Annotated in this window: 24 protein-coding genes; all 24 read right to left on the reverse strand. The window is 62.3% G+C overall.

The window, feature by feature from the left end; all coding sequences use genetic code 11:
* On the reverse strand, nucleotides 1–1,086 hold the full coding sequence (gene motD / locus HDE80_RS11205) for a flagellar motor protein MotD (RefSeq protein ID WP_184670876.1): 1,086 nt from the start codon (nucleotides 1,084–1,086) through the stop codon (nucleotides 1–3).
* The gene (locus HDE80_RS11210) at nucleotides 1,083–1,823 is read right to left on the reverse strand and encodes a flagellar motor protein (protein WP_184670878.1); all 741 of its coding nucleotides are present in this window, start codon (nucleotides 1,821–1,823) and stop codon (nucleotides 1,083–1,085) included. The genes motD and HDE80_RS11210 overlap by 4 nt, the downstream gene beginning before the upstream one ends.
* A 1-nt stretch (nucleotide 1,824) precedes the next feature.
* Nucleotides 1,825–3,840, reverse strand: a complete 2,016-nt coding sequence (locus tag HDE80_RS11215; protein WP_184670880.1) for a chemotaxis protein CheA — start codon at nucleotides 3,838–3,840, stop codon at nucleotides 1,825–1,827.
* Between the two features lie 22 nt (nucleotides 3,841–3,862).
* Nucleotides 3,863–4,504, reverse strand: a complete 642-nt coding sequence (locus tag HDE80_RS11220; RefSeq protein ID WP_184670882.1) for a protein phosphatase CheZ — start codon at nucleotides 4,502–4,504, stop codon at nucleotides 3,863–3,865.
* On the reverse strand, nucleotides 4,501–4,908 hold the full coding sequence (gene cheY, locus HDE80_RS11225) for a chemotaxis response regulator CheY (protein WP_184670884.1): 408 nt from the start codon (nucleotides 4,906–4,908) through the stop codon (nucleotides 4,501–4,503). Before cheY ends, HDE80_RS11220 begins: the two co-directional genes overlap by 4 nt.
* 209 nt (nucleotides 4,909–5,117) lie before the next feature.
* Nucleotides 5,118–5,867 carry an RNA polymerase sigma factor FliA gene (locus tag HDE80_RS11230; protein ID WP_184670886.1) on the reverse strand — a complete coding sequence of 250 codons (750 nt, stop codon included), beginning with the start codon at nucleotides 5,865–5,867 and terminating at the stop codon, nucleotides 5,118–5,120.
* Nucleotides 5,868–5,869: 2 nt separating this feature from the next.
* A complete protein-coding gene (locus HDE80_RS11235; protein ID WP_184670888.1) occupies nucleotides 5,870–6,814 on the reverse strand; it encodes a MinD/ParA family protein in 945 nt (314 codons plus the stop codon).
* Nucleotides 6,811–8,046, reverse strand: a complete 1,236-nt coding sequence (gene flhF / locus HDE80_RS11240; protein ID WP_184670889.1) for a flagellar biosynthesis protein FlhF — start codon at nucleotides 8,044–8,046, stop codon at nucleotides 6,811–6,813. Before flhF ends, HDE80_RS11235 begins: the two co-directional genes overlap by 4 nt.
* A gap of 127 nt (nucleotides 8,047–8,173) precedes the next feature.
* On the reverse strand, nucleotides 8,174–10,264 hold the full coding sequence (gene flhA, locus HDE80_RS11245; protein ID WP_184670891.1) for a flagellar biosynthesis protein FlhA: 2,091 nt from the start codon (nucleotides 10,262–10,264) through the stop codon (nucleotides 8,174–8,176).
* 27 nt (nucleotides 10,265–10,291) lie between these two features.
* Nucleotides 10,292–11,431 (reverse strand): flagellar biosynthesis protein FlhB, encoded by a 1,140-nt coding sequence (flhB, locus tag HDE80_RS11250; protein WP_184670893.1) that lies wholly within the window; start codon nucleotides 11,429–11,431, stop codon nucleotides 10,292–10,294.
* 10 nt (nucleotides 11,432–11,441) lie between these two features.
* The gene (gene fliR / locus HDE80_RS11255; protein ID WP_184670895.1) at nucleotides 11,442–12,212 is read right to left on the reverse strand and encodes a flagellar biosynthetic protein FliR; all 771 of its coding nucleotides are present in this window, start codon (nucleotides 12,210–12,212) and stop codon (nucleotides 11,442–11,444) included.
* A complete protein-coding gene (gene fliQ, locus HDE80_RS11260) occupies nucleotides 12,209–12,478 on the reverse strand; it encodes a flagellar biosynthesis protein FliQ (RefSeq protein WP_184670897.1) in 270 nt (89 codons plus the stop codon). Before fliQ ends, fliR begins: the two co-directional genes overlap by 4 nt.
* Nucleotides 12,475–13,269 carry a flagellar type III secretion system pore protein FliP gene (fliP, locus tag HDE80_RS11265; protein ID WP_184670899.1) on the reverse strand — a complete coding sequence of 265 codons (795 nt, stop codon included), beginning with the start codon at nucleotides 13,267–13,269 and terminating at the stop codon, nucleotides 12,475–12,477. The genes fliQ and fliP overlap by 4 nt, the downstream gene beginning before the upstream one ends.
* Nucleotides 13,269–13,646: a flagellar biosynthetic protein FliO gene (locus HDE80_RS11270; protein WP_255483708.1), complete on the reverse strand. Its 378-nt coding sequence runs from the start codon at nucleotides 13,644–13,646 to the stop codon at nucleotides 13,269–13,271. Before HDE80_RS11270 ends, fliP begins: the two co-directional genes overlap by 1 nt.
* Nucleotides 13,643–14,008: a flagellar motor switch protein FliN gene (gene fliN / locus HDE80_RS11275; protein WP_184670901.1), complete on the reverse strand. Its 366-nt coding sequence runs from the start codon at nucleotides 14,006–14,008 to the stop codon at nucleotides 13,643–13,645. Before fliN ends, HDE80_RS11270 begins: the two co-directional genes overlap by 4 nt.
* Nucleotides 14,005–15,024 (reverse strand): flagellar motor switch protein FliM, encoded by a 1,020-nt coding sequence (fliM, locus tag HDE80_RS11280; protein WP_345776447.1) that lies wholly within the window; start codon nucleotides 15,022–15,024, stop codon nucleotides 14,005–14,007. The genes fliN and fliM overlap by 4 nt, the downstream gene beginning before the upstream one ends.
* 7 nt (nucleotides 15,025–15,031) lie before the next feature.
* A complete protein-coding gene (locus tag HDE80_RS11285) occupies nucleotides 15,032–15,544 on the reverse strand; it encodes a flagellar basal body-associated FliL family protein (protein WP_255483709.1) in 513 nt (170 codons plus the stop codon).
* A 387-nt stretch (nucleotides 15,545–15,931) separates the two neighbouring features.
* Entirely contained in the window at nucleotides 15,932–17,245 is a 1,314-nt protein-coding gene (locus tag HDE80_RS11290) for a flagellar hook-length control protein FliK (protein ID WP_184670906.1), read from the reverse strand.
* A 69-nt stretch (nucleotides 17,246–17,314) separates the two neighbouring features.
* A complete protein-coding gene (gene fliJ / locus HDE80_RS11295) occupies nucleotides 17,315–17,746 on the reverse strand; it encodes a flagellar export protein FliJ (RefSeq protein WP_184600170.1) in 432 nt (143 codons plus the stop codon).
* Entirely contained in the window at nucleotides 17,743–19,110 is a 1,368-nt protein-coding gene (fliI, locus tag HDE80_RS11300) for a flagellar protein export ATPase FliI (RefSeq protein WP_184670908.1), read from the reverse strand. Before fliI ends, fliJ begins: the two co-directional genes overlap by 4 nt.
* A complete protein-coding gene (locus HDE80_RS11305; protein ID WP_184670910.1) occupies nucleotides 19,107–19,748 on the reverse strand; it encodes a FliH/SctL family protein in 642 nt (213 codons plus the stop codon). The genes fliI and HDE80_RS11305 overlap by 4 nt, the downstream gene beginning before the upstream one ends.
* The gene (gene fliG / locus HDE80_RS11310) at nucleotides 19,748–20,737 is read right to left on the reverse strand and encodes a flagellar motor switch protein FliG (protein ID WP_343205912.1); all 990 of its coding nucleotides are present in this window, start codon (nucleotides 20,735–20,737) and stop codon (nucleotides 19,748–19,750) included. The genes HDE80_RS11305 and fliG overlap by 1 nt, the downstream gene beginning before the upstream one ends.
* Nucleotides 20,738–20,747: 10 nt before the next feature.
* Nucleotides 20,748–22,421 (reverse strand): flagellar basal-body MS-ring/collar protein FliF, encoded by a 1,674-nt coding sequence (fliF, locus tag HDE80_RS11315; RefSeq protein ID WP_184670912.1) that lies wholly within the window; start codon nucleotides 22,419–22,421, stop codon nucleotides 20,748–20,750.
* A gap of 49 nt (nucleotides 22,422–22,470) precedes the next feature.
* A complete protein-coding gene (fliE, locus tag HDE80_RS11320; RefSeq protein ID WP_184670914.1) occupies nucleotides 22,471–22,815 on the reverse strand; it encodes a flagellar hook-basal body complex protein FliE in 345 nt (114 codons plus the stop codon).
* Nucleotides 22,816–22,859: the final 44 nt, after the last annotated feature.

The raw sequence follows: 22,859 nt of genomic DNA on the forward strand, positions 1-22,859 counted from the left end.
TCAGTCCTTTGCGTCCGGCATGATCAGATGCGGCGCCGTCGCCATGGTCGGTCCGCTCGCGTCGATCGTCGCCTGCGGCAGCGCCGTGATCGGGCCGGCCACGACGACCGGCTCAACCGGCCGGGCCGCGGCTTTCGCCACGACGGCAGTGGGCAACGGCGAGGTCGACGGTGGTGAGGTTGCCTCGGGAATCGATGATCGGCCATCCGGAACATTCGGATCGGCGTCAGCCGTGTGATTGATCTGATCGCTGTTGTTGTAGAAGCGCGTCGGTGCGGCACGATTGCTCAATACGACCACCAGGACGCGGCGATTGCGGTTGCGTCCGTCCTGACTGACGTTGTCGGCCGATGGGTGGTACTGACCCCAGCCGACGATGCCGAGTCGATCCGGATCAACACCATGATCGGCAAACAGCCGCGCCACGCTCGCCGCACGCGCAGCGGACAATTCCCAGTTGGACGGATACAGCGCCGTATTGATCGGCACGTCGTCGGTATAACCTTCGACCCGCAACGGATTGGCGAAAGGCGCAAGGATCTCGCCCAGATTGGTCAGCACCTGGTTGGCCGACGGCGATAGCGCGGCAACTCCGCTGGGAAACAGGATGTCGGTGCGAATTTCGATTTCAAGCCAGTTGGTGGTGCGCCTGACGACCACCATGTTCTTGTCGATCAGCGGCTGCAACGCGCGCTCGACTTGATTGCGGATGCGTTCCAGATCCTGCTGTTCGCTGCTGGATTTGTCTTGCCCCGCCGGCGCCCGCTCCTTGATCGGAATCATCATCGGATGCGCCGGTATCGGCAGCAGCATGCGCGCCAGCGGTGCACTGGGCGTGGGCGACGGTACCGATGCGGGCATCGACACACTCGACAGCGGATTGTTCGGCTGTATGGGCCGGATCACCTGCCGCGAGCCATTGAATGCTTCGGAAATCGACTGTGCCAGCGCCCGGTATTTGGTCGTGTTGACGCTCGACATGGCGTACAGCACCACGAACAACGCAAGCAGCAGGGTGAGCAGATCCGCATACGGAATCACCCAGGCTTCGGTGTTGACGTGTTCTTCGTGTTTTTTGCGTCTCATACGAGGTAGCCCTGCAGCTTGCTTTCTATCTGGCGTGGGTTATCGCCCTGCGCGATCGACACCAGTCCCTCGATGACAATCTCGCGTACCTGAGTCTGTTTGTTGATCAAGGCCTTCAGGCGCGAGCCGATCGGCAGCAGCAGCAGGTTGGCCAGACTGATGCCGTAAATCGTGGCGACGAACGCCGCGGCAATGCCATGACCGAGCTTGGTTGGATCAGTGAGGTCGCGCATCACGGCCATCAGGCCAAGCACGGCACCAATGATGCCCATCGTGGGCGAATAGACTCCCGCGTTTTCATAGACTCTCGCCGCATTCAGGTCGGCGTGTTCGCGCGTTTCCAGCTCGACTTCCAGCACGCTGCGAATGGCTTCCGGCTCGCTGCCATCCACCAGCATCTGCAAACCTTTTCTGATGAACGGATCGGGTTCGGCGTCGATCTGCGGCTCGAGGCCGAGCAGACCTTGCCGGCGGGAAATTTCGCTCCAACCGACTACCCGGCTGATCAGGTTTGCCGGCTGCAGCGACGGCGGCTTGTAGACCATGCCCAGCATGCCCATGGCCCGTTTGAGTACGCGACCTTGGGTGTGCAGCATGATCGCGGCGATCGTGCCGCCGAAAACGATAGTGAAGGCCGCCGGATTCCACAGCGCCGACACGTCGGTACCCTTGAGGATAGCGCCGACGATGAGTACGGCGAACGCCAGGATGGTGCCGATGATGCTGATCAAGTCCATATCAGGCGGAAACCTTCAAAGAGGGAAGCAATCGATCGCCGTCCCCGGCCAATGCGGCCAGATCCAGCACCAATGCGAGCCGACCATCGCCAGTGACGGTGGCGCCGGCCACACCGGGCACGCCCTCGAACAACGGCCCCAGCGGCTTGACCATGACGTCTTCGCGACCGATCACCTCATGCACAAGACAGCCCAGATGCAGATGACCCACATGCAGTACCACCACATGCCCGCCTGCCGCATCGTCGATCCCGGCCCAGCCAGCAAGATCACCCAGCATCAGCGCACGGCCACGGTGAGCCGCGACGCGACGACCATCGAGTGCCTGGTTTTGCGCGGGCCCCAGCTCGAATACTTCGCTGACGTTGCCCAGCGGCAGCGCGAACAATCGGTCGCCCACGCGCACCATCAGCACGCGCAGGATCGCCAGCGTCAGCGGCACCGTCAGTTCCAGCGTGCTGCCATGACCCAGACGCGAACGCACCTGCAACGTGCCGCCCAGCTCGGCCACGCGCGTCTTCACCACGTCCATGCCGACACCGCGGCCGGAAATATCCGAAATCGTGGCGGCTGTGCTGAAACCGGGGCGAAAAATCAGTTCATAACACTCGACTTCGGACAGACGCGCCGCCTGTGCCGCGTCGATCACGCCCTTCTCCAGCGCTTTGCGCCGCAGCACTTCCGGATCCATGCCGCGACCATCATCGCTCACCGAAATCACGATGCGCTCGCCGCGCTGGCTGGCGGCAAGCCGCACGGTGCCTTTGCGCGATTTACCCGCCTGCTCGCGCTCCACTGGCGTTTCCAGACCGTGATCGACCGCGTTGCGCAGGAGGTGAACCAGCGGATCGGCCAACGCCTCGACCAGACTGCGATCGAGATCGGTGTCCTCGCCTTCCTGTATCAGTTCGATATCCTTGCCGAGCTGACGCGCAAGGTCGCGCACTATCCGCGGGAACCGCTGAAACAACCGGCCCACCGGCTGCATGCGCATACCCAGCACGGCAGTCTGCAGTTCGTCGGAAATCCGGTCCAGTTCACCGGCAGCCAGGGTCAGCGGCTCGCTGTCGCTGCGCGACGCCAGACTGAGCAGGCGATTGCGCAGCAGCACCAGCTCGCCGGCACGATTGACCAGGGCATCCAGCTTCGCCGTGTCGACGCGCACCGTGGTTTCCGAAGCGGCTGCCGGTTTGGCCGCTGTCGCCGCTGACGTGGCGACAGTCGTAGTCGGTTGAATCGCCGCGGCACCAACGATCACCGGCGCCAAAGGTGCCAGCGTCGTGCTTGTGGCATCCGTTGCCGGGGCGCCTGGCGCCAGGCCTTTGCCGTGCAGACTGTCCAGCAGCGCTTCGAACTCATCCACGTCGATCGGGTCATCGCGACGGGACGGTACTACGCTCTCTGCACCAGCGGGCATCGGGGCGGCATCTGCATCGATGCCCGGCGCAACACCTGTGCCATACAGGCTATCCAACAACGCTTCGAATTCGTTGTCGTTGATATGCCCTCCGGACGCGTTCGCCACGGCCGGTTGACGTTCGCGCATTTCGTCCAGCATGACTTCGAAAGCCTGCTCGACTGCATCGGCATCCGCGCTGTTCTTCACGACTTTGGCGTTGACCGTTTCTGGCTTGGCCGCAGCGGGCCGCAAACGATCCAGTAGCGATGGCGGCGGCGGCATCAGTGGCGTCGCGGCGATCAGCGCGTCCATCATGCCGTTGAGCAGGTCCAATGCTTCAAGTAGCGCATCCATCTGCGCCGGACCGAGTACCAACGTGGCGTTGCGCGCCTCGTTGAGCAGCTCTTCCGCGCAGTGACACAGTTGCACCATCGGTTCGATGGCAAGAAACCCGGCGCCACCCTTGACCGTGTGGAAAACACGAAACACCGCGTTGAGCAGCTCGCGATCCAGCGGCGAAGTTTCCAGCTGGATCAGCTGCTCGCCCAGCCGTAATACCAATTCACCGGCCTCGACCAGGAAATCGTCGCGCAGTTCGCTGTCGAGGGAAGGATCCATCAGCATGTATCCATCTGCACCGTCAGAATCCGAACTCGCTGAGCAGACGATCGGCGTCGTCCTGGCTCGACACCTTGACTGCCATCACAGGCGCCTCGCGATTGGCCAACGAACCCGTCAGGCGGACCAGCTCGAGCAGCGACGTTTCGACCGACTCGATGAAAACGACCACTTTCTTGATGCGCTGACCGGACAGGTCCTGCCAGGACTGCGCCATCACCATGTCATCCAGACCTTCACAACACCGCTCGGCAAAGGCCAGTGCCTGACGTGCCAGCACCGCGGCTGGATCAGTCTTGCTGGTCGTGAAGTCGAGTACTTCGGCGGCGTTGCCGGACAACGCGTCCGCTTCCGGACGCATGCGCTCGGCGAAGTCGAGACTGCGATGGGCCGCCTTGGCGCTCATGTCGAGCACCTCGACCAGATGTTTGCGTGCGTCGGCCATGCTGTCTGGCACGCCTTCGAACGTCAGCTCGCCACCGAGGCGTCGCACGGCGCCATGAAGGTCACGGGCGAGCAGACCCAGCGCGCGGAACAGATGCTGTTCGCGCTGACGCACCATGCTGTCCAGCGCCTGTTCGAAAGCCGCGCCGTCTTCGCTGTTGAGCAATGCGATGACTTCGGCCGGCAGGCTCTCGGTCACATCGGGCAGGGTCGCGCTCATGCGGATGCTCCGCTGGCGGCCAGCCGCTCGAAGATCTTTTCCAGTTTTTCGCGCAAGGTGATCGCCGTGAAAGGTTTGACGATGTAGCCGTTCACGCCAGCCTGAGCGGCGGCGATGATCTGTTCGCGATTATTTTCCGCCGTCACCATAAGCACCGGAAGCCCTTTCCACTTTGGTTCGGCGCGAATCGCGCGCAACAGCTCGATGCCAGTCATGTTGGGCATGTTCCAGTCGGTAACGACCATGTCGAACGCGCTGGCCCGCAGAAGCGCCAACGCGTTGTCGCCATCATCGGCTTCCTGGATCAGCGGATTGCTGAAACCGAGTTCGACGAGCAGGTTGCGAACAATCCTGCGCATGGTGGAGAAATCATCGACCACCAGAATTTTCATGTTCTTGTCCAACTATTTTCTCCGCTAGTTCTGCCCTGGACGATTGAGGCAGCACATAAAATCAAAGGCGAGCGGCCTGGAATCAGCACCGATGGCATCGCTAACCCGATGGCGATGCAAATCCCGGCATGCAATGACGTGCACCCGTGCCGCTCGTCACCCGTAACCGTTCTTCCTGTCTCCTTCGCGTTTGTCTGCGCTGACACGCGGCCGGCAGCGCTTCACGAGTCTTCGTCGTCGCACCATGAACTCATCCGCGAACGCAGCCTGATCAATGCCTGTCCGTGGATCTGACACACGCGCGACTCGGTCACGCCCAGTACTAATCCGATTTCCTTCAGGTTCAACTCCTGTTCGTAGTACAACGACATCACCAACTGTTCGCGGTCGGGCAAGGTAGTGATCGCCTCGGCCAATGCAGTCCGCATACCGTTACGCTCGATCCGCTCCTGCGGACTCAAGCCACTCTGGTCGATGACGTCCATCGCTCCGCCGCCTTCGCCGCCGTCACCGTCATCGGGCGCCGTGAGACTCAGCAATCGGGCGCTGGCCGCATCGGCAAGCACCTGGTGATACTCCTCGACACTCATGCCCAATCGCCGCATCACCTCGGCACCTTCGGCATCCGCGCCTGTCTCGTTTTCAATCTTCCGCACGACTTCCGCGACTTCACGGGCCTTGCGATGTACCGATCGCGGGGTCCAGTCCGTGCGCCTCAATTCGTCGAGCATCGCGCCACGAATTCGTATACCCGCATAGGTCTCGAAGCTCGCGGAGCGATCGGTGGCGAAATTGCGCGCGGCTTCCAGCAAACCGATCATGCCGGCCTGTACCAGATCGCCCACATCCACGCTTGGCGGCAATCGCCCCATCAAGTGATAGGCAATGCGACGCACGAGCGGCGCATGCTGCCTTACCAGTTGATCGGCCTCTGCACGTTGTAGCTGTAGGTATTCCGAAGCGACGCTCATTCTCACCACCCCGTAGCCGGCACACTCTGACCGCTGAAAAACGCGATCCGACCAAGATCCGGATACATGGGCTCTTCCCATGTATCGACAGCACATGCCAATTGCTTAAATCCCATCGCCGAGCGACTGGATGGCCACAGATCGACCACCGCGCCCTGGCGCTTGATCGCCTGTCGCAGTCGCTCGTCGTGCGGCACCATGCCCATGAAGCTGAGTGCGACATCGAGGAAGCGTTCGCTGACGCGTGCCAGCTTCTCGTAGAGACGTCGCGCCTCGCCGGCGTGACGAACCATGTTGGCGACGATCTGGAATCGCCGCACCCCAAAATCCCTACTGAGCAACTTGATCAACGCGTAGGCATCGGTCAGCGATGCCGGCTCGTCACAGACCACGACGATGACGTCGTCGGCAGCGGCGGCGAACATCATCACGTCGTCCGATACGCCGGCCGCGGTATCCACCACCAGGTACTCCGGCGGAAGGATCAGATCATCGAAGGCGCGGATGACCGCCGCATGCTCGCCATTGCACATCTGCGCCAGCCGGCGTGCACCCGATCCGCCAGGAATCACTTTCAGCCCATGCGGACCGGGGATGATCAGATCCTGCAGCGTGCAGTTGCCTTCGAGCATGTGCCCGACGTGCCGCAGCGGCGTCAGACCCAATTGCACATCGACGTTGGCGACACTCATGTCGGCATCGAACAGCATCACGTCGTGACCGGCCATCGACATCGCCATGGCCAGGTTGACAGCCACTGTCGTCTTGCCCACGCCACCCTTCCCCGCTGCGACGGTCAGTGTGCGCGTCGTGCGTCGTGCCGGCGTCATGGCACGGAGGCTGGATGCCTGATGTAACACTTCGGTATCGCGCTGACGCACCGGCGATGGCGCCGTAAACAGATTCTGCAAACCCCAAGCTTGATCCACCGGAATTGCCCCATTCATAGACTTGCCACCGCAAGACCGAATCGCTCGGCCATCTCCACATCGTCGGCTGCCGGGGTCAGGCGCCGTTGAACCTGTGCCGCACGGCACACGAGCACGCGTGCGTCGGCAGCACAGATGTCTTCGGGCACGCGCTGCCCGTCCGTCGTGCAGTCCAGCGGCAAACGGTGACGGATCAGCACCGACAGCACACCGCCGAGGCTCGGCGCTTCGTCCAGCTTGGTGACGATGCACGCCTGCAGCTGCAACGGCAGGTAGGCACGCACCGAGTCGTCCAGCGACGACGCCTGCGCATTCGCGGCCAGCACCAGGCAGGTACGCAGTCGTCCGGCATCGTTGACCTGACGCAATACCTCCATCTGCTGTTCGAGACGCGGGTCGCTGCCGGCCACACCGGCGGTGTCGATCAGCACGGTGTGATGCTCGCGCAAGTTATCGAGCGCCTGGGTCAGGCTGGCAGCATCGTGCGCCGAGTAGACGCGCACGCCGAGCAGACGCCCATAATGTTCCAGCTGTGCGGCGGCACCGATGCGGTAATGGTCGGTGCTGACCAGCGCCACCTTGGCAGGGCCGTGGCGCAGTACCGCACGTGCGGCGAGCTTGGCGACGGTGGTGGTCTTGCCCACGCCGGTTGGCCCGACCAGCGCGGTAACGCCGCCGGTTTCGGCCAGATCGCGTCCGCTGACTTTCAGATTGCGGCTGAGCAGACCCAGCGGCAGGTAGCGCGCCTGATCGGCGCTCAGCTGCTCGGGTAATTCTTCGATCAACTGGCGCGCCACATCCGTTTCGATACCCAGACGGGTCATGTCGCGCAACACACGCGCACGCATCGGGCGGCGGCGCTCCATGTCGTTCCAGGCGAGACTCGACAGCTGCTGTTCGAGCAACTCGCGCAGGCCGCCCAGCTCGGTACGCATCCGCGCCGCCTCGAGCACGTTTTGTTCGACGATCGGCTGCAGCATGGCCAGTTCGCTTGGCGGCATCGGCATCGGCGGCGGCGCGGCCGAGGCGCGACGTTCGGCAGCGGCATGGCTGGCGGCTGGTTCGGGCATCGGTGCACCATGCCGTGCCGCTTCGCGAACTAGCGTTTCGTCGTAGTCGATGGCGGCGATGATCTCGATGCCATCGTCGAGGCGGCGGGTCGACAGGATCACCGCATCGGCGCCCTGTTCCGCACGCACCTCACGCATGGCCTGACGCATATCAGCGGCGAGGAATCGCTTGATCTTCATGGATGGCTCCCGCAAGGCAGGCCCGTCGCCGCGAAGGCAGCGACCTCCCTTGGCCTGGCTGGTCCCGTCACCATTGTTTTTTCAGGCTTCATCCCGCGCTCCGTTACCCAGCTTTCGACCACATCACTCATCGGCCCAGTGCCTGCACCAGCCTTACTCGGCGGTTGTCGGGCACCTCGTTGTAAGCAAGCACATGCAGGTTCTGCGCCACATGCCGAGTGAACCTTGCCAACCACGGCCGCAACTGCGGTTGCACCAGCAATACGGCCGGCTCGCCACTCACCTCCTGCCGTTGAGCTGCCTCGGCCACGCTCTGTTGCAGACGATCGGCCAGGCCCGGTTCCACGGCAGCACCAGCAGCACCACTGCTCGAGAGAGAGCTGAGCAAAATCTGTTCCAACTCCGGCGCCAGCGTCAGCACGGGAATTTCAGTACCTAAACCGGCGATTTCCTGGACGATCTGACGGCCCAGTGCCACCCGTACGGAGGCGGTCAACGTGCCGGGATCCTGACTCTGCCCGGCGTGCTCCGCCAAAGACTCGACGATGCTGCGCATATTGCGAATCGGCACCCGCTCGGCCAGCAGGTTCTGCAGCACCTTGACCACCACACCCAGCGCCAGACGCTTGGGCACGAGGTCTTCCACCAGCTTCGGTGCGCTCGCGGCCAGACGATCCAGCAGTTGCTGGACATCCTGGTGACTGAGCAGTTCGTGCGCATGGTTCTGCAACAGATGCGACAAATGGGTGGCGATCACCGTCGCTGGATCGACCACGGTATAACCCAGGCTTTGCGCATGGTCGCGCTGACTGTTCTCGATCCACACCGCTTCCAGACCAAAGGCCGGATCGCGCGTGGTCACACCTTGCAACGTGCCATGGACGCGACCGGGATTGATGGCCATGTAGCGTTCGGTATAAACCTCCGCCTCACCCATCGGCACGCCCATCAAGGTGATCCGGTAGGTATTGGGCCCCAGATCCAGGTTGTCGCGAATGTGTACGGCAGATACCAGAAAGCCGAGTTCCTGCGACAGCTTGCGGCGCACCGATTTGATCCGCCCCATCAGCTCGCCACCCTGGTTCTTGTCGACCAGCGGGATCAGCCGGTAGCCGACTTCCAGGCCGACCGGATCAACGCTGGCGACATCCTCCCAGCCCAGTTCGAGCCGTTCGGTCGGTGCCGGTGCCGGCAGCGCTTCGGCGGCAGCCTTGGCGACCTGCTCCTTCACTTCCGCATCGCGCCGTTTCATCAACCAGGCGGCGCCTCCGCACGCCGCCGCCAGCATCAGGAACGCAATGTTCGGCATGCCGGGAATCAGCCCCATCACCGCCAGTACCACGCCGGCAACCGCCAGTGCACGCGGCTGCGCGAACACCTGCCCGATCACCTGCTTGCCCATGTCCTGCGACTTGGAGACACGTGTGACGATCACCGCCGTGGCGATCGACAGCATCAACGAAGGCACCTGTGCCACCAGACCATCGCCGATGGTCAACAGCGTATACGTGCGTGCGGCTTCGCCGGCGGAAAGCCCGTGCTGCATGACGCCGACGAAAAAACCGCCGACGATATTGATCAGCAAAATCAGGATGCCGGCGGTGGCATCGCCGCGAACGAATTTGGAGGCACCGTCCATCGAACCATAGAAGTCCGCCTCTTCGCGTACTTCCTGGCGGCGCTCACGTGCCTGGTCCTGCGTCAGCAGACCGGCGTTGAGATCGGCGTCGATCGCCATTTGCTTGCCGGGCATCGAATCCAGAGTGAAGCGCGCCGTCACTTCCGACACGCGCGTGGCACCCTTGGTGATCACCACGAAGTTGATGATGGTGAGGATCGCGAACACCACCAGGCCGACCGCGAAATTGCCGCCGATCACGAATTCGCCGAAGGCCTCGATCACCTTGCCGGCCGCACCGGGACCATCATGGCCGTGCAGCAATACCACGCGGGTGGACGCAATATTGAGCGCCAGCCGCAGCAGTGTCGCCATCAGCACGACCGTCGGAAACGCCGCGAATTCCAGTGGCCGCATCACGTAGACCACCGCCAGCAGAATCACCAGCGACAGCGCAATGTTGAAGCTGAAAAGCATATCCAGAATGAATGGCGGCAACGGCAGCATCAGCATCGCCAGCATCGCCAGCATCACCACCGGCGCGCCGATGCCGCGGCGGGTCACCTGCTTGAATGTGTCAAATGCGCTTGTCGTGGCCATGCCATGGTGCCCTGGTGGTGTGCTTCATTACGGTTCGCGGTAATGGCCCTGCAGATCGGGATCGACCTCGGGTCGCGGTGGCGGCGGTGCGGGATCGCCGTGCTCGGTGGCCTGCCTCAGCTGATAGACGTAAGCAAGAATCTGCGCGACCGCGACATACAGCGCGGAAGGAATTTCCTGGCCTAGCTGGGTGGTTGCATACAAAGCCCGTGCCAGCGGCGGCGCTTCGACCAACGGGATGCGATGCGCCGATGCGACCAGACGAATCTGCTGAGCCAGCACGTCGACGCCCTTGGCGATCACGCGGGGCGCACGCATGCGGCTGTCGTCGTATTTCAGCGCCACCGCGAAATGGGTCGGGTTTACCACGACGACATCCGCCTTGGGCAACTCCTGCATCATGCGACGGCGCGAAAGCTGCTGTGCCACCTGACGAATGCGGTTCTTCAGTTCGGGGCTGCCGTCGGTATCCTTGTGTTCGTCGCGCAATTCCTGCTTGGTCATGCGGTGGCGACGGTTGTAGTCGAAGCGCTGCCACAGCGCATCAATGCCACCGATAAAGCCCAGCACCAGGCCAAACATCAGTCCGGCCTGGCCCAGCAACGTGAGCATTTCACCGATGCCCGCGCGCACGGAGCCGCTGCCCGTGGCCAATACCGCGGACTCGGCATGACGCAGAAGCAGCACCAGCGCGCCACCGATGAAGCCGAGTTTCAGCAACGACTTGCCCAACTCGACTAGACCATTCATTGAAAACAACCGACCGACACCGGCAATCGGATCGAGTCGATCGAATTTCGGTTGCAGCGCTTGCGCGCTGAAGCTCAAACCACCGATCAGGATCGGTGCCGCCAACGTGCCAAGCAGGGTCGCGATGAGCAGCGGGAGCAGCAGCGCCAGCGCTTCGTGTCCGGCCGCCGACAGCACATGCAGTGGCAGTCGATCGGTGAACAACGCCTCACGCGGATAGCTCATGCCCAGCCTGTAGATCTGTCGCGCATGGCCATACATTTCCTGCCCGTTGGTGAGCAGCGCGATGACACCGGCAAGCACGATCATGGCGCCGGCGAGATCGCGCGAACGCGGTACCTCGCCTTTTTCGCGTGCGTCCTGCAGGCGTTTTTCCGATGCCTGTTCGGTGCGGTCTTCGTTTTCCTGCTCGGCCATGCGTGCGCCCTCAACCGCCGAGCAACTGACGCATCAGCGTCCACGCCACGCCCTGCAGCGCCTCATACGCACTGGCCAGACCACGCATGGCCAGCCACAAGGCGATGAAGCCCATACAGATGCTGATCGGAAAACCCACCGCGAAAAGATTCATCGACGGTGCGGAACGACTGATCGCGGCGAAGCCGATATTCACCAGCAGCAAGGCAGTCATCGCCGGCAACGCCACACGAAATGCGCCAGCAAACATCTCGCCGCCGGCGGCAACCACCGCGAACAAGGCATTGTTGCTGAGGCCTGCCGCGCTCGGTGGCAACGTGCGAAAGCTGTCGGCGAGCAACGCGATAACCTGCAGATGGCCGTTCATCGCCAGGAACAGCAAGGTCACCAGCAGCAGGTAGAACTGGCCGAGCACAGGCACGCTGCCGCCGGAAGTGGGATTGACCAACTCGGCAAATCCCAGACCCATGCTTTGACCGACCAGGATGCCGCCGTAGGACACCGCCTGAAACACCAGCTGCAGCACGAAGCCGACGCTGCCACCGATCAGCAGCTGGCTGGCCATGGCCGCCACACCGGTTGCGCTGAACATATCTCCTTGCGTCGGTGACAACGGCGCCAGCACGAACGTAAGCAGGACGACCGTCGCCACGCGGATTCGCGTCGGTATCACCGTGGCACCGAAGATTGGCGCAACCAGACAAAACCCGCCAACCCGACCCAGCGCCCACAGCATGCCACCCAGCCAGCTCATCACGCTGGCCAGTTCCACGCTGCTCATTTGATCGCTCCAGGCAGGCCGACGATCAGCTCGTGCGTGAATTGCACCAGCGTGCGCAGCATCCACGGGCCGGCAACCAGCCCGACGACGGCCATCGCCATCAGCTTCGGAATGAAGCTCAAGGTCATCTCGTTGATCTGCGTCGCAGCCTGGATGATGCCTACCAACAAACCCACCGCCAGCGCGGTAAGCAGCAGCGGCGCGGCGATAAGCATCGCTACAAAGAGCGCGTGCTGGCCAAACTGCAGTATCCACTCCGGCGTCATGTGTAGAAACTCCCGGCGAGGGTTCCGATGAGCAACGACCAACCATCGACCAGCACGAACAGCATGATTTTGAACGGCAGCGAGATGATCGCCGGCGAGACCATCGCCATACCCATCGACATCAACACGCTGGCCACGACCAGATCGATGATCAGGAACGGAATGAAAAGCAGGAAGCCCATCTGGAACGCAGTTTTCAGTTCGCTGGTAAGAAAGGCTGGCATCGCCACGCGGAACGGCACTTCATCCTTGCTGGCATAAGGCTGCTCCTTGGCCAGATGCGTGAACAACTGCAGATCGGCGTCGCGGGTCTGGTCCAGCATGAAGTGCTTGAACGGCGCCGCCGCCGCAGGAATGGCCTGCTCGGCGTCCATCTGATGATCCATATAGGGCTTCACGCCGTCCTGATAGGCATGATTGATGACCGGCGACATCACGAACAACGTCAGGAACAGCGCCAGTCCCAGCAGCACCTGATTCGGTGGCGTCGACTGCGTGGCCAATGCCTGGCGCAAAAAACTCAGCACAATGATGATGCGCGTGAACGAAGTCATCATCAGCAACACCGCCGGCAACATCGTCAGCACGGTCATCAGCGCCAGCGTTTGCAGCGACAGACTCCAGTTCTGCCCACTGCCGACATTCTGCACCGTCAATATCGGGATGCCAGCCGATGGCGTCGTGGCAATAGGCGCGATCGGCGCCATCGGGCTGGTCTGCGCTGCCGAAGCGCCCAGCGGAAACAGCGCCAACAGGAAACACAGCAACACGCGCAGCAGGCGACGATTCATCAGCGGCGCCTCCAGCGACCCAGCAGCTCACCAAAGCTCGGCGTCACTACCGGCTCGGCAGCAACCGTCGATGCGACACCGTCGTAGACATGCAGCGTCCGTACGCCGCCCGTACCTACGCCGATCAGTACACGCTTGCCATCGGCATCCAGCAGCAGCACCCGTTCGCGCGTGCCGACCGACAACGTTTCCAGGCAGCGCAGGCGTCGACCGCCGGTGAACTGGCGTGCCTGCAGTCGCCGACTCATCCAGCCGGCCACGAAAATAAGCACAACGATCCCGGCTAGACTCAGTACCACGCGCAACAGCTCACCACCGACGTTGATGTCGGGCGTGCTCGACACTGCCATCGGCAACGCGGCAGACAACGTACTCATCGCAGCTTGCGCACGCGTTCGGATGGGCTGATCACATCGGTCAGGCGGATGCCGAACTTCTCGTTGATCACGACCACCTCGCCATGCGCCACCAGCGTACCGTTGACGAACACGTCCAGCGGCTCGCCGGCAGCGCGGTCAAGCTCCACCACCGAACCCTGATTGAGCTGCAGCAGGTTGCGGATGCTGATGCGGGTGCGGCCCACTTCCATCGCCAGCGTCACCGGTACGTCAAGAATCATGTCCAGGCTGACGTCGGTGCCTTCGCCAGGCGTTTCGCTCAAGGCATCAAACTCCAGTCGTCCTTCGTTCGTGGGGGCGGCGCTGCCGGTCAGGGGCGAGCTATCGATGCTCTGGCTCATGGGACTTTCTCTTGGGAAAAATCGAGGAGTGCGCGCATTTCGCGGCGACGCACCTGGGATTTGAAACGCACGGCGTAACGGCCGTTGGATTGCCCATAACGGCCACGGAACACCGGCACATCCTCGGCAAACACGGTCGTCAATTCAGGCAGATTGAGCGGAATGACATCGCCGACGCGAAGCCATAGAAACTCGCCAATACTCATCTGGGTTTCCAGCAGCAGCGAGCTGATCTCCACTTCGGCGTCCATCACTTCTTCGTGCAGGCAGTTGATCCAGCGATCGTCGCGTTCGACACGATCGCTTTGCACGCCAGCGTCCAGCATCGTCCTGATCGGTTCCACCATCGAGTACGGCAGCGTGAGATGAATTTCGCCACCACCACCATCGAGTTCGATGTGAAAGCGCGACACCACCACGGTCTCGGTGGGGCTGACAATATTGGCGAACTGCGGATTGATTTCGGAATTGAGAAACTCGAACTGCACCGGCATGACCGGCGCCCACGCTTCGATCATCGACGTGAAAACCTCCGCCAGCAGGATCTGGATGACGCGGTTTTCCGTCGGCGTGAAATCGCGACCTTCGATGCGTGCGTGATAGCGGCCGTCACCGCCGAAGAAATTGTCGATCACGGTGAACACCAGCCGCGGCTCCATCAACACCAACCCGGTACCGCGCAATGGCTTGAGCCTGATCAGGTTGAGATTGCTCGGCACCGCAAGCCCGTGTACGTACTCGTTGAACTTGAGCATGCGTACGCCAAGCACCGACACTTCGCAGGTCTTGCGCAGCACACCGAACAATGCAGTGCGAAAGAAACGTGCGAAACGATCGTTGATCATTTCCAGCGTGGGCAGTCGACCGCGCACGATGCGATCCTGCTGGGTGAAATCGTATTCGACAATCGTGCCCGGCTCGGGCGGTACGTCGCTTTCGGTTTCCACCTGGCCATCGTCGACGCCGTTGAGCAGCGCATCGATCTCTTCCTGCGAAAGTAGGTCGCTCATCGCTATGGTTTCCTCACTGCATCACGAAGCTGGTGAAGTACAGCGCGTCGACGCCGGGTTTGCCGAGCTTGTCGGCGACAATCTTGCGCACTGCCGTCAGCGCTTCGGCCTGCAGCTTCTGTTTGCCGGCGGTCGTGCTGAGCTGATCGAACGTCTGGCTGCTAAACAGCATCACCAGCGCATTGCGGATGACCGGATCGTTGTCCTTGATCGTCTGGATCGCTGCGGCATCGCGCGACATCACGGTGACACCGACCTGCAGGTAGCGCGTGGCATCGTTGTTGTCCTGAAAATTCACCACGAACGATGGATCCAGCGGCAAATAGACGTCCACCGCCTTGACTGCCGGCGCGGCAACGGCACCGCCCTCGGCGTTGGCCTGGGTCGAGCGCGAATGGAAAAAACAGAAACCGCCCGCACCAAGTGCAACCACCAACACGCCCCCCACGATCACCATCGTGCGCTTGCCGCCTTTCTTGGCGACGACAGCGGGCGATTCAACTTCAATACTTTCAGCGTTAGCCATGAACAAACTCAACCTCTATGAATGACCCGACGCCATCGCTTCGACGAAACACCTACGAGCGAATCAACTGGAATGAAGAAGCCCGAACGGGCTTCAATGAAAACTATTTAGCAAACGTCATGCCATCGATACGAATCGCGCTGTGAAGCGATCTGCCGGATAGGTGGAATCACGGGCAACGTTTTATTGACGCGTGTCGACAAGCAGACGCGACAACGGCGCAGTGATTCCGTCAGAGCGGGCAATGGCGAAAAACGCCCGTAGAAAGCTGACTCATGCAGCACGGTTCGCGCGCTGACGAAAACCAGGATTCATCGATGCCGTTTCGTCAAACACGCAGCATTCCGGCCTTCGCCGGAATGAAGGAAAAGAGAAACTCGCGATGACTCAGGCGAAGGCGTCGACCAGGCCTGTGGCCAATGGCTGTGATGATGTAGCGACGTCGGCATCGATCGACTCGGCTTCGTTCGTCTTGGCGGAGGCAGGGGATGTTTGTCCCTGCGAACTGCCGAACTGTTGCTGTGCAGTCTGCTGACCGACCGTGGCCTGACCCAGCGACAAGCCATGCCCGCCGAGCATCTGGTTGAGCTGGTCCAGGCTTTGCTGCACAGCCGCGACCGCCGCCGGATGCTGCGCCGAGAAAACCACGTCGACACGACCGTGCTCGACACTCACCTTCACGTCGAGTGGACCGAGTTCCTGTGGATTCAGACGGATCTGCGCCTGCTTGATGTCCTGCCCACCCAGCCATGTGACCTGCTGACCGAGCTCCTGCGAAAAACTGGGTGAAGTAACGCTCGCATTGATGTTCAGGCTGTGCGGTGTCACGTTGCTGGTCGCAGGTGCGCCGAGAACCGGCGTGGCAAGCGCGCCACGCAAGCTGGCCAGATCGCCCGTGTCCAGGGTCTGGCCAGCGGTTGTTGTTGCAGGAGTCGCGGCGATCAATGCGTTGTGACCGCTGCCGAGGAAATTGCTGACGGAAGTCTGTGCCGTCGTATCGACGCTTTGCGCAAGCACGCTGCCAACGGCGTCGTTGTCATCGCTCGCGTCATCAGCATCGTCCGCATCCGCGTCGTCCGTGGCCGAAAACGCGCCGGCCGGTTTACCCAGCGTCTGACCCGATGCCATGGTGCCCGTGGTGGTGGTCGCCGGCAGTACGCCGGATGCCGCCGTGCTGCTGGCGCCTTGCGTCGCAGCTTGATTATTTGAGGGCGGAAGCGGAACAGGAGCACCGATCACCGCCGTCGGCACGGCGCCTTGCTGCACTGGCTTGATGTCAGCATCCTGGGGCGGTGTTTTGCCTGCAGGCGCCTTGCCATCGGTAGACGCTGTGGTCGCCGCGTTTGCATCGCCCGACGATTGATCGATCAGGCCAAGCACCTGCGTGGCTGCCGAGGTCGAGCCATCGGCGACATCGGTGTCGTCCTGGGTGCAGGCACTGGACGAGGTGCCCGTTTGCGCATGAGTTGCATCGTTGTTGGTGGCTGATGTCGTACTGGAGACAGCCGCTTTGCTTGTGGATGACGTGTCCGTGGACGAACGGCTGTTCGATGCTTGCGACTGCTGCTGCGCGTCATGCAGGTGTGCGTTGAATGCCGTGCTATCGGCACGCTGACCGACCGGATCGGCCGACGGGCGCGACGTGGTCGAGCTCGCCGGGCTGGCAGTACGAAGAGCGGGTAACGGAAGGGTGCTGCTCATGCATGGACACTCGTGCTAAACGGATTCCCGATGACCGCAGCAAAAACCGAGCCAGACCAGCGCCTCGACTCAAGCCGAGCCGACGGGGCGTCGGCGGTGTTGCATGCGCTCGTCGATTTCGGCCTGTTCCTGACGCTGCTCGCTCTGCTGCTCCTGTGTGCGATAGCGCCCAACCACGCTATCCAGCGCCTTTTCACGCGCGTGCGCCTGCAACCATTGCAGGCGTGTTGTCTCGGTCAGTCGACGCTGACGTTCCACTTCGCGGCCTTGCTGGACGATCGCCTGATCAATGCGCTCGACGAATTGTTGACGGTTCAGCAACGCACTGACTGTCAGACCGCCGACGCCAAGGCCGTATTCCTCACGATAGCGTTCCAGCTCATCCAGCTGCTGCTGTACATAAGCCAACCGTTGCTGCTGTTCGACAAGGCGCTGCAACGCCTCCTGCTCGCGGCGTTCGGCCTGATCCACCGCCGGTTGCAATCGCTCCGAACGCGTCATGCCATGACCTCGGACACGAGTTCACCCAGACGTTCCTGCGCCTCGCGCAGCGACACCGGCTCGTCGACTTCCTGCTGGAGAAACGTGAGCATCCTTGGCCACATCGCGATAGCCTGATCCACTTTGGGATCGGCGCCTTTCTGGTAAGCACCCACAGCGATCAGATCGCGCTGCTGGCGATAGGCCGAATACACCTGGCGGAAACGCTGCGCAGCACGCATCTGGTCCTTGTCGATCACCGCCGGCATCACGCGGCTGATCGACGCTTCAATATCGATGGATGGATAGTGACCCGCCTCGGCCAAATCGCGCGACAGCACGATATGACCGTCGAGAATGGCACGTGCGGCATCGGCGATCGGATCGTGACGGTGATCATCGCCTTCGGTCAGCACGGTATAGAAGGCCGTGATCGAACCGCGCCCCTCGGCATCGTTGCCGGCACGCTCGACCAATGCCGGCATCAGCGCAAATACCGAGGGTGGATAGCCCTTGGTTGCTGGCGGTTCGCCGATCGCCAGCGCGATCTCGCGTTGTGCCTGCGCATAGCGAGTCAACGAATCCATCAGCAACAACACTCGCTGGCCGCGGTCGCGGAACCACTCCGCGATCGCCGTGGCGTACTGCGCACCACGCAATCGTTTGAGCGGCGGCGCATCGGCCGGAGCGGCAACGATCACGGCGCGTGCGCGACCTTCGTGGCCCAGCGTCTGTTCGACGAATTCCTTTACTTCACGACCGCGTTCGCCGATCAAGCCGACCACGACCACGTCGGCATCGGTATAGCGCGTCATCATGCCAAGCAAGGTCGATTTGCCGACGCCTGAGCCGGCGAACAGGCCCAGACGCTGGCCACGCCCGACCGTAAGCAAGGCATTGATCGCGCGTACGCCGGTATCCAGCGGTGTGTCGATTGGTTTGCGCGACATCGGATTGATGGGAGCGCGCTTGAGTGCCGCATGCTCATCGACATCGAGCGGGCCCAAGCCATCCAGCGGCACACCATCGGCACCAATCACACGGCCCAGCAACGCCTCGCCTACCGGCAAGCCTCCAGCGCGCGAGCACGGACGCACACGCGCATTCGGCAGCACACCGTGCATTTCCGTCGCCGGCATCAACAGCAAGCGCTCGTCTGTGAAACCCACTACCTCAGTATCCAGCACCGTACCGTCAGCGGTGTCGACCAGGCAACGCGAACCCAACGCGGCTTCGCATCCTTCGGCTTCCAGAGTCAGCCCAACCACGCGGCGCAGACGACCCTCCACCGTGAGCATCGGCACTACCACGGCCCGCTGCGCACGTTTCGCCAGCTGCTGTTGCCAGCGTCGCCGACGCGCTTCGGGCGATGGCTCCGCGCTCACGCAACCACCTCGTCGATACCGTCGTCGACATCGTTGCCAAGCACGGCATCAATCACCGTGGCCAGGCGCGTATCCACGCGGGCATCGAGCCGCGAGCGCTCGCTTTCCAGCATGCAGTCGCCACGACTCAGCGTCGGCTTGGCGCCGAGCCGCCATTGCGGTTCGGTTGCACCGAGTTCGCGCAGCAGAATCAGATCGTCAGGATGAACCCATACACGCAATTCACGGGTGGCCGATGGCAGCGCCGCGGCGGCCTCGCGTACGGCCAGTTCGATCAGCGATGGATCGAGCTGCAACTCACGACCCACCACACGACGCGCCATCACCGTGGCAAGTCGTGCGAGCTCCTGTTCGGTGATGTCATCAAGCGCATCGAGAGGCCGCGCCGCGGCGGAACAGAGGGCCTCGAGACGGGCCAGTTGCTCATCCATCTGATGTTTGGCCACGGCACGCCCCTCGGCAAGCCCGGCGGCAAACCCTTCTTCACGCGCCAGACGCTCGATTTCCTCCAGCTCGAATACCGTCGGCCCCGGCGGCGGCGGCGCGGGCTCAGTGAGTACGGGCAGAACAGCACCGATCTGCGGCAGCTCCCAGCGCTCGAAAGCGACAAGCTTGTCGCGGCTGAGTACGCCGGCCATCAGACGAACTCATCGCCGTTGGCAGCGAGACTGATCTGACCGGCGTCGGCGAGTTTGCGTGCGATGGTCAGCACTTCCTTCTGCGCCGCGTCGACTTCGCTGAGTTTGACGGGTCCCTTGACTTCAAGGTCGTCGCGCAGCATGTCGGCCGCACGCTTGGACATGTTGCCGAAAATCTTTTCGCGCACCGCCGGCTCGGCACCTTTCAGGGCGGTGATCAGGCGCGCCGAAGGCACCTCACGCAACAGCGCTTGCATGCTGCGGTCGTCGAGATCGGCGAGATCCTCGAAGACGAACATCAATTCTTCGATGCGTCCACCGAGACCGGCATCCTGGCCGCGGATGGCGGTCATCAGCTCCGCTTCGCGGCTCGTTTCCATCGCGTTGAGGATGTCAGCCGCCGCCTTGAGACCGCCCACGCTGGCCGACTTCAGTTTGCTGGAGGTACCTGAAAACTGGCGCTCCATGATTTCATCGAGCTCATTGAGCGCATGGGGCTGGACACCATCGAGATTGGCGATGCGCATCACCGCGTCGCTGCGCACGCGAGGCGGCAGATAACCGATCACTTCGGCGGCCTGGTCCGGTTCCAGATGGGCCAGCACCAGCGCGATGATCTGCGGATGCTCCATGCCGATCATCTCGGCGATGGCCCGGCTTTCCATCCATTTCAGCGACTCCAGGCCCTTGGTCGAACGGCCCAGCAGGATACGGTCGATCAAACTGCCGGCCTTGGTTTCACCCAGGGCGCTGACCAGCATCTTGCGGATGTATTCCTCGGTGCCTACGCCCAGCGACGTCTGTCGACCGATGTCATCGTTGAGTCGGCCGAGTACGTTCTCGACCTGCTCACGCGACACGTTCGTCAGCGTGGCCATCGCGGTACCCACGGCTTGCACGTCACGCGCACTGAGATGCTTGAGCACCTCCGCAGCGTCCTGCTCACCCAGCGTGAGCAGCAGGATGGCGGCGCGCTGGGCGCCACCGATGTCCATCGGCTCAACTGCCATCGTCGCCTACCCAGTTCATGACTACTTGCGCCACCTGCTTCGGATTTTCCTGGACCAACTTGCGGGCCTGGCCGATCTTCTGTTCGTAGGCCATCGACTGAATCTGCGGCGAGCCGATGCGCATGGGGTCGGGACGTTCGTCGAGGCGATCGTCATCGCTGATGCGCACGGACACCGATGGCATCGGCCCGGGCAACGCAGCGAGCGGTTCGGGTGCGCGCATCAGGCCCTTGAGCAGCGGGCGCAGCAGACCGAAGGCAATCAGCAGCGCGATCAGGATACCCACGCCCTGCTTGATCAGATCCATCATCCCCGGGTGCTGCCAGAACGGCTGGACGAAGGGCGCGGCATCCACCGGCGTCTCGGTGAAGGCTTGATTGATCACGCTGACGGTATCGCCGCGCTGCGCGTCGAAACCCACCGCGTTCTTGGCCAGATCGGTGAGGTGCTGCAGATCCTGCGTACCGAACGGCACGCTCTTGCCCTTGCCGTCGATCGCCGCCTTGTTGTCGACCACCACGGCGACGGAGAGGCGTACCAGCCGACCGGCCGGGTCGCTGACGTGGCTGATGGTGCGACCCAGTTCGTAATTGCGCGTCGAACTCGACGAGGTTTGGCTAGGCGTGGATGTCTGCGCCGTGGCTGCCTTGGCGTTCGCAACATTGGGCTTGGCCGCGGTCGGCTGTGGCGTGCTGTTTGGCGGCTGATTGCTCAACGCACCGGCGATCGCACCACCCACGTCATCGCGCTTCTGCTCGCTGGTGGTCTGCTCACTGCGCACCGCCGGATTGGCGTTGTCGTAGCTTTCGGTAGCCTTTTCGGTCTGGCTGAAATCCAGATCGGCATGCACTTGCGCACGGACCCGACCCACACCGACCAGTGGCGTGAGCAGCTCTTCGATACGCTGCGCATAACTGTTCTCCATGCGCGTGGCGAGACGCAGGCGCATATCGCCCACTGCACCGGGGCTGTCAGGATCGGCCACCGTGAGCAACGCACCTTGCTGATCGACTACGGATACCTGCGCCGGATCCAGGTCGGGCACGCTGGCCGAGACCAGATGCACGATCGCGCCAACCTGACTGCTGTCGAGCTGGCGTCCGGGGTAAAGCGTCAAGAGCACCGACGCGCTGGCCGGACGATTATCACGAATGAACGCCGACGTTTTCGGCAACGCAAGGTGGACACGCGCCGCACGCACGAACTGGAGCCCGGCGATGGTGCCGCCAAGGTCGGTTTCCAGCATCTGCTGATAGCGTGTGGTTTCGGCCAGATCGCTCATGCCGAAGGGTGAATCGCTTTGCGGCAACATGCCGCCCGCGGTACTGCCCTGCGGCAGCCCCTGCCCGGCCAGCCGCAGCCGGGTGTCGGCAAGTGTTTCTGCCGGCACGGAAATGGAGGCACCGTCGGCGCCCAACTTGTACGGGGTATTGCTGGCCTGCAAGGCCTGCGTGATGCTTGAAGCATCTTTGGGATCGAGCCCGGCATACAGCAGCCCGTAGTTGGGGCCGCGTGACCACAGCACGATCGCCACGCCGAATGCCACTGCGGCGGCGACGCCGAACAGCAGCATGAGAAGCCGGGTCGCCGGATTGCGCAGGAGGCTTTTCAGCGGATCCAGGCGCGAACCGTTACCTGACGGTGTGATGGCGTTTTCGGCCATGAATACTCTAATCGTGATGACGCCGAGGGCGTCGGGTGGTGATCCGGAATCAGACCGGCATGTTCATGATGTTGGTGTAGGCATCGGTGAGCTTGTTGCGCACCTGCACCAGCGCACGGAAAGAGAGATCGGCCTTCTGTCCGGCGATCACAGTGCTACCGATATCGGATCCGGCATCACCACGCTCGAACGCGTTGACTTGGTTCTGTGCTGTCGACTGGCTATCCGCAACGGCTGCCACCGATCGCTTGAGAAGCGAACCAAAATCGATTCCGGTTGCGCTGCCGACCGTATTGTCTGCGGTCCCAATCGGAGTTTCGGACAGCATCGATGTAGCTTGCGTGCCGAGCTGCCGCATTTGCGAGAGAACGCTGTTGACGTCAATTTGGCTCATGTCGGTTTTCCAACGCTAGACCGTGATTGAAGAGATGTAAGCAC

The sequence above is a fragment of the Rhodanobacter sp. A1T4 genome (genome assembly GCF_014207185.1).
Classification (GTDB): Bacteria; Pseudomonadota; Gammaproteobacteria; order Xanthomonadales; family Rhodanobacteraceae; genus Rhodanobacter.

What these genes read in the sequence shown, in the direction of transcription:
- motD (WP_184670876.1), bottom strand. Translation starts at nt 1,086, where the DNA reads ATGAGACGCAAAAAACACGAAGAACACGTCAACACCGAAGCCTGGGTG.
- HDE80_RS11210 (WP_184670878.1), bottom strand. Translation starts at nt 1,823, where the DNA reads ATGGACTTGATCAGCATCATCGGCACCATCCTGGCGTTCGCCGTACTC.
- HDE80_RS11215 (WP_184670880.1), bottom strand. Translation starts at nt 3,840, where the DNA reads ATGGATCCTTCCCTCGACAGCGAACTGCGCGACGATTTCCTGGTCGAG.
- HDE80_RS11220 (WP_184670882.1), bottom strand. Translation starts at nt 4,504, where the DNA reads ATGAGCGCGACCCTGCCCGATGTGACCGAGAGCCTGCCGGCCGAAGTC.
- HDE80_RS11230 (WP_184670886.1), bottom strand. Translation starts at nt 5,867, where the DNA reads ATGAGCGTCGCTTCGGAATACCTACAGCTACAACGTGCAGAGGCCGAT.
- HDE80_RS11235 (WP_184670888.1), bottom strand. Translation starts at nt 6,814, where the DNA reads ATGAATGGGGCAATTCCGGTGGATCAAGCTTGGGGTTTGCAGAATCTG.
- flhF (WP_184670889.1), bottom strand. Translation starts at nt 8,046, where the DNA reads ATGAAGATCAAGCGATTCCTCGCCGCTGATATGCGTCAGGCCATGCGT.
- flhA (WP_184670891.1), bottom strand. Translation starts at nt 10,264, where the DNA reads ATGGCCACGACAAGCGCATTTGACACATTCAAGCAGGTGACCCGCCGC.
- flhB (WP_184670893.1), bottom strand. Translation starts at nt 11,431, where the DNA reads ATGGCCGAGCAGGAAAACGAAGACCGCACCGAACAGGCATCGGAAAAA.
- fliR (WP_184670895.1), bottom strand. Translation starts at nt 12,212, where the DNA reads ATGAGCAGCGTGGAACTGGCCAGCGTGATGAGCTGGCTGGGTGGCATG.
- fliQ (WP_184670897.1), bottom strand. Translation starts at nt 12,478, where the DNA reads ATGACGCCGGAGTGGATACTGCAGTTTGGCCAGCACGCGCTCTTTGTA.
- fliP (WP_184670899.1), bottom strand. Translation starts at nt 13,269, where the DNA reads ATGAATCGTCGCCTGCTGCGCGTGTTGCTGTGTTTCCTGTTGGCGCTG.
- HDE80_RS11270 (WP_255483708.1), bottom strand. Translation starts at nt 13,646, where the DNA reads ATGAGTACGTTGTCTGCCGCGTTGCCGATGGCAGTGTCGAGCACGCCC.
- fliN (WP_184670901.1), bottom strand. Translation starts at nt 14,008, where the DNA reads ATGAGCCAGAGCATCGATAGCTCGCCCCTGACCGGCAGCGCCGCCCCC.
- HDE80_RS11285 (WP_255483709.1), bottom strand. Translation starts at nt 15,544, where the DNA reads ATGGCTAACGCTGAAAGTATTGAAGTTGAATCGCCCGCTGTCGTCGCC.
- HDE80_RS11290 (WP_184670906.1), bottom strand. Translation starts at nt 17,245, where the DNA reads ATGAGCAGCACCCTTCCGTTACCCGCTCTTCGTACTGCCAGCCCGGCG.
- fliJ (WP_184600170.1), bottom strand. Translation starts at nt 17,746, where the DNA reads ATGACGCGTTCGGAGCGATTGCAACCGGCGGTGGATCAGGCCGAACGC.
- HDE80_RS11305 (WP_184670910.1), bottom strand. Translation starts at nt 19,748, where the DNA reads ATGGCCGGCGTACTCAGCCGCGACAAGCTTGTCGCTTTCGAGCGCTGG.
- fliF (WP_184670912.1), bottom strand. Translation starts at nt 22,421, where the DNA reads ATGGCCGAAAACGCCATCACACCGTCAGGTAACGGTTCGCGCCTGGAT.
- fliE (WP_184670914.1), bottom strand. Translation starts at nt 22,815, where the DNA reads ATGAGCCAAATTGACGTCAACAGCGTTCTCTCGCAAATGCGGCAGCTC.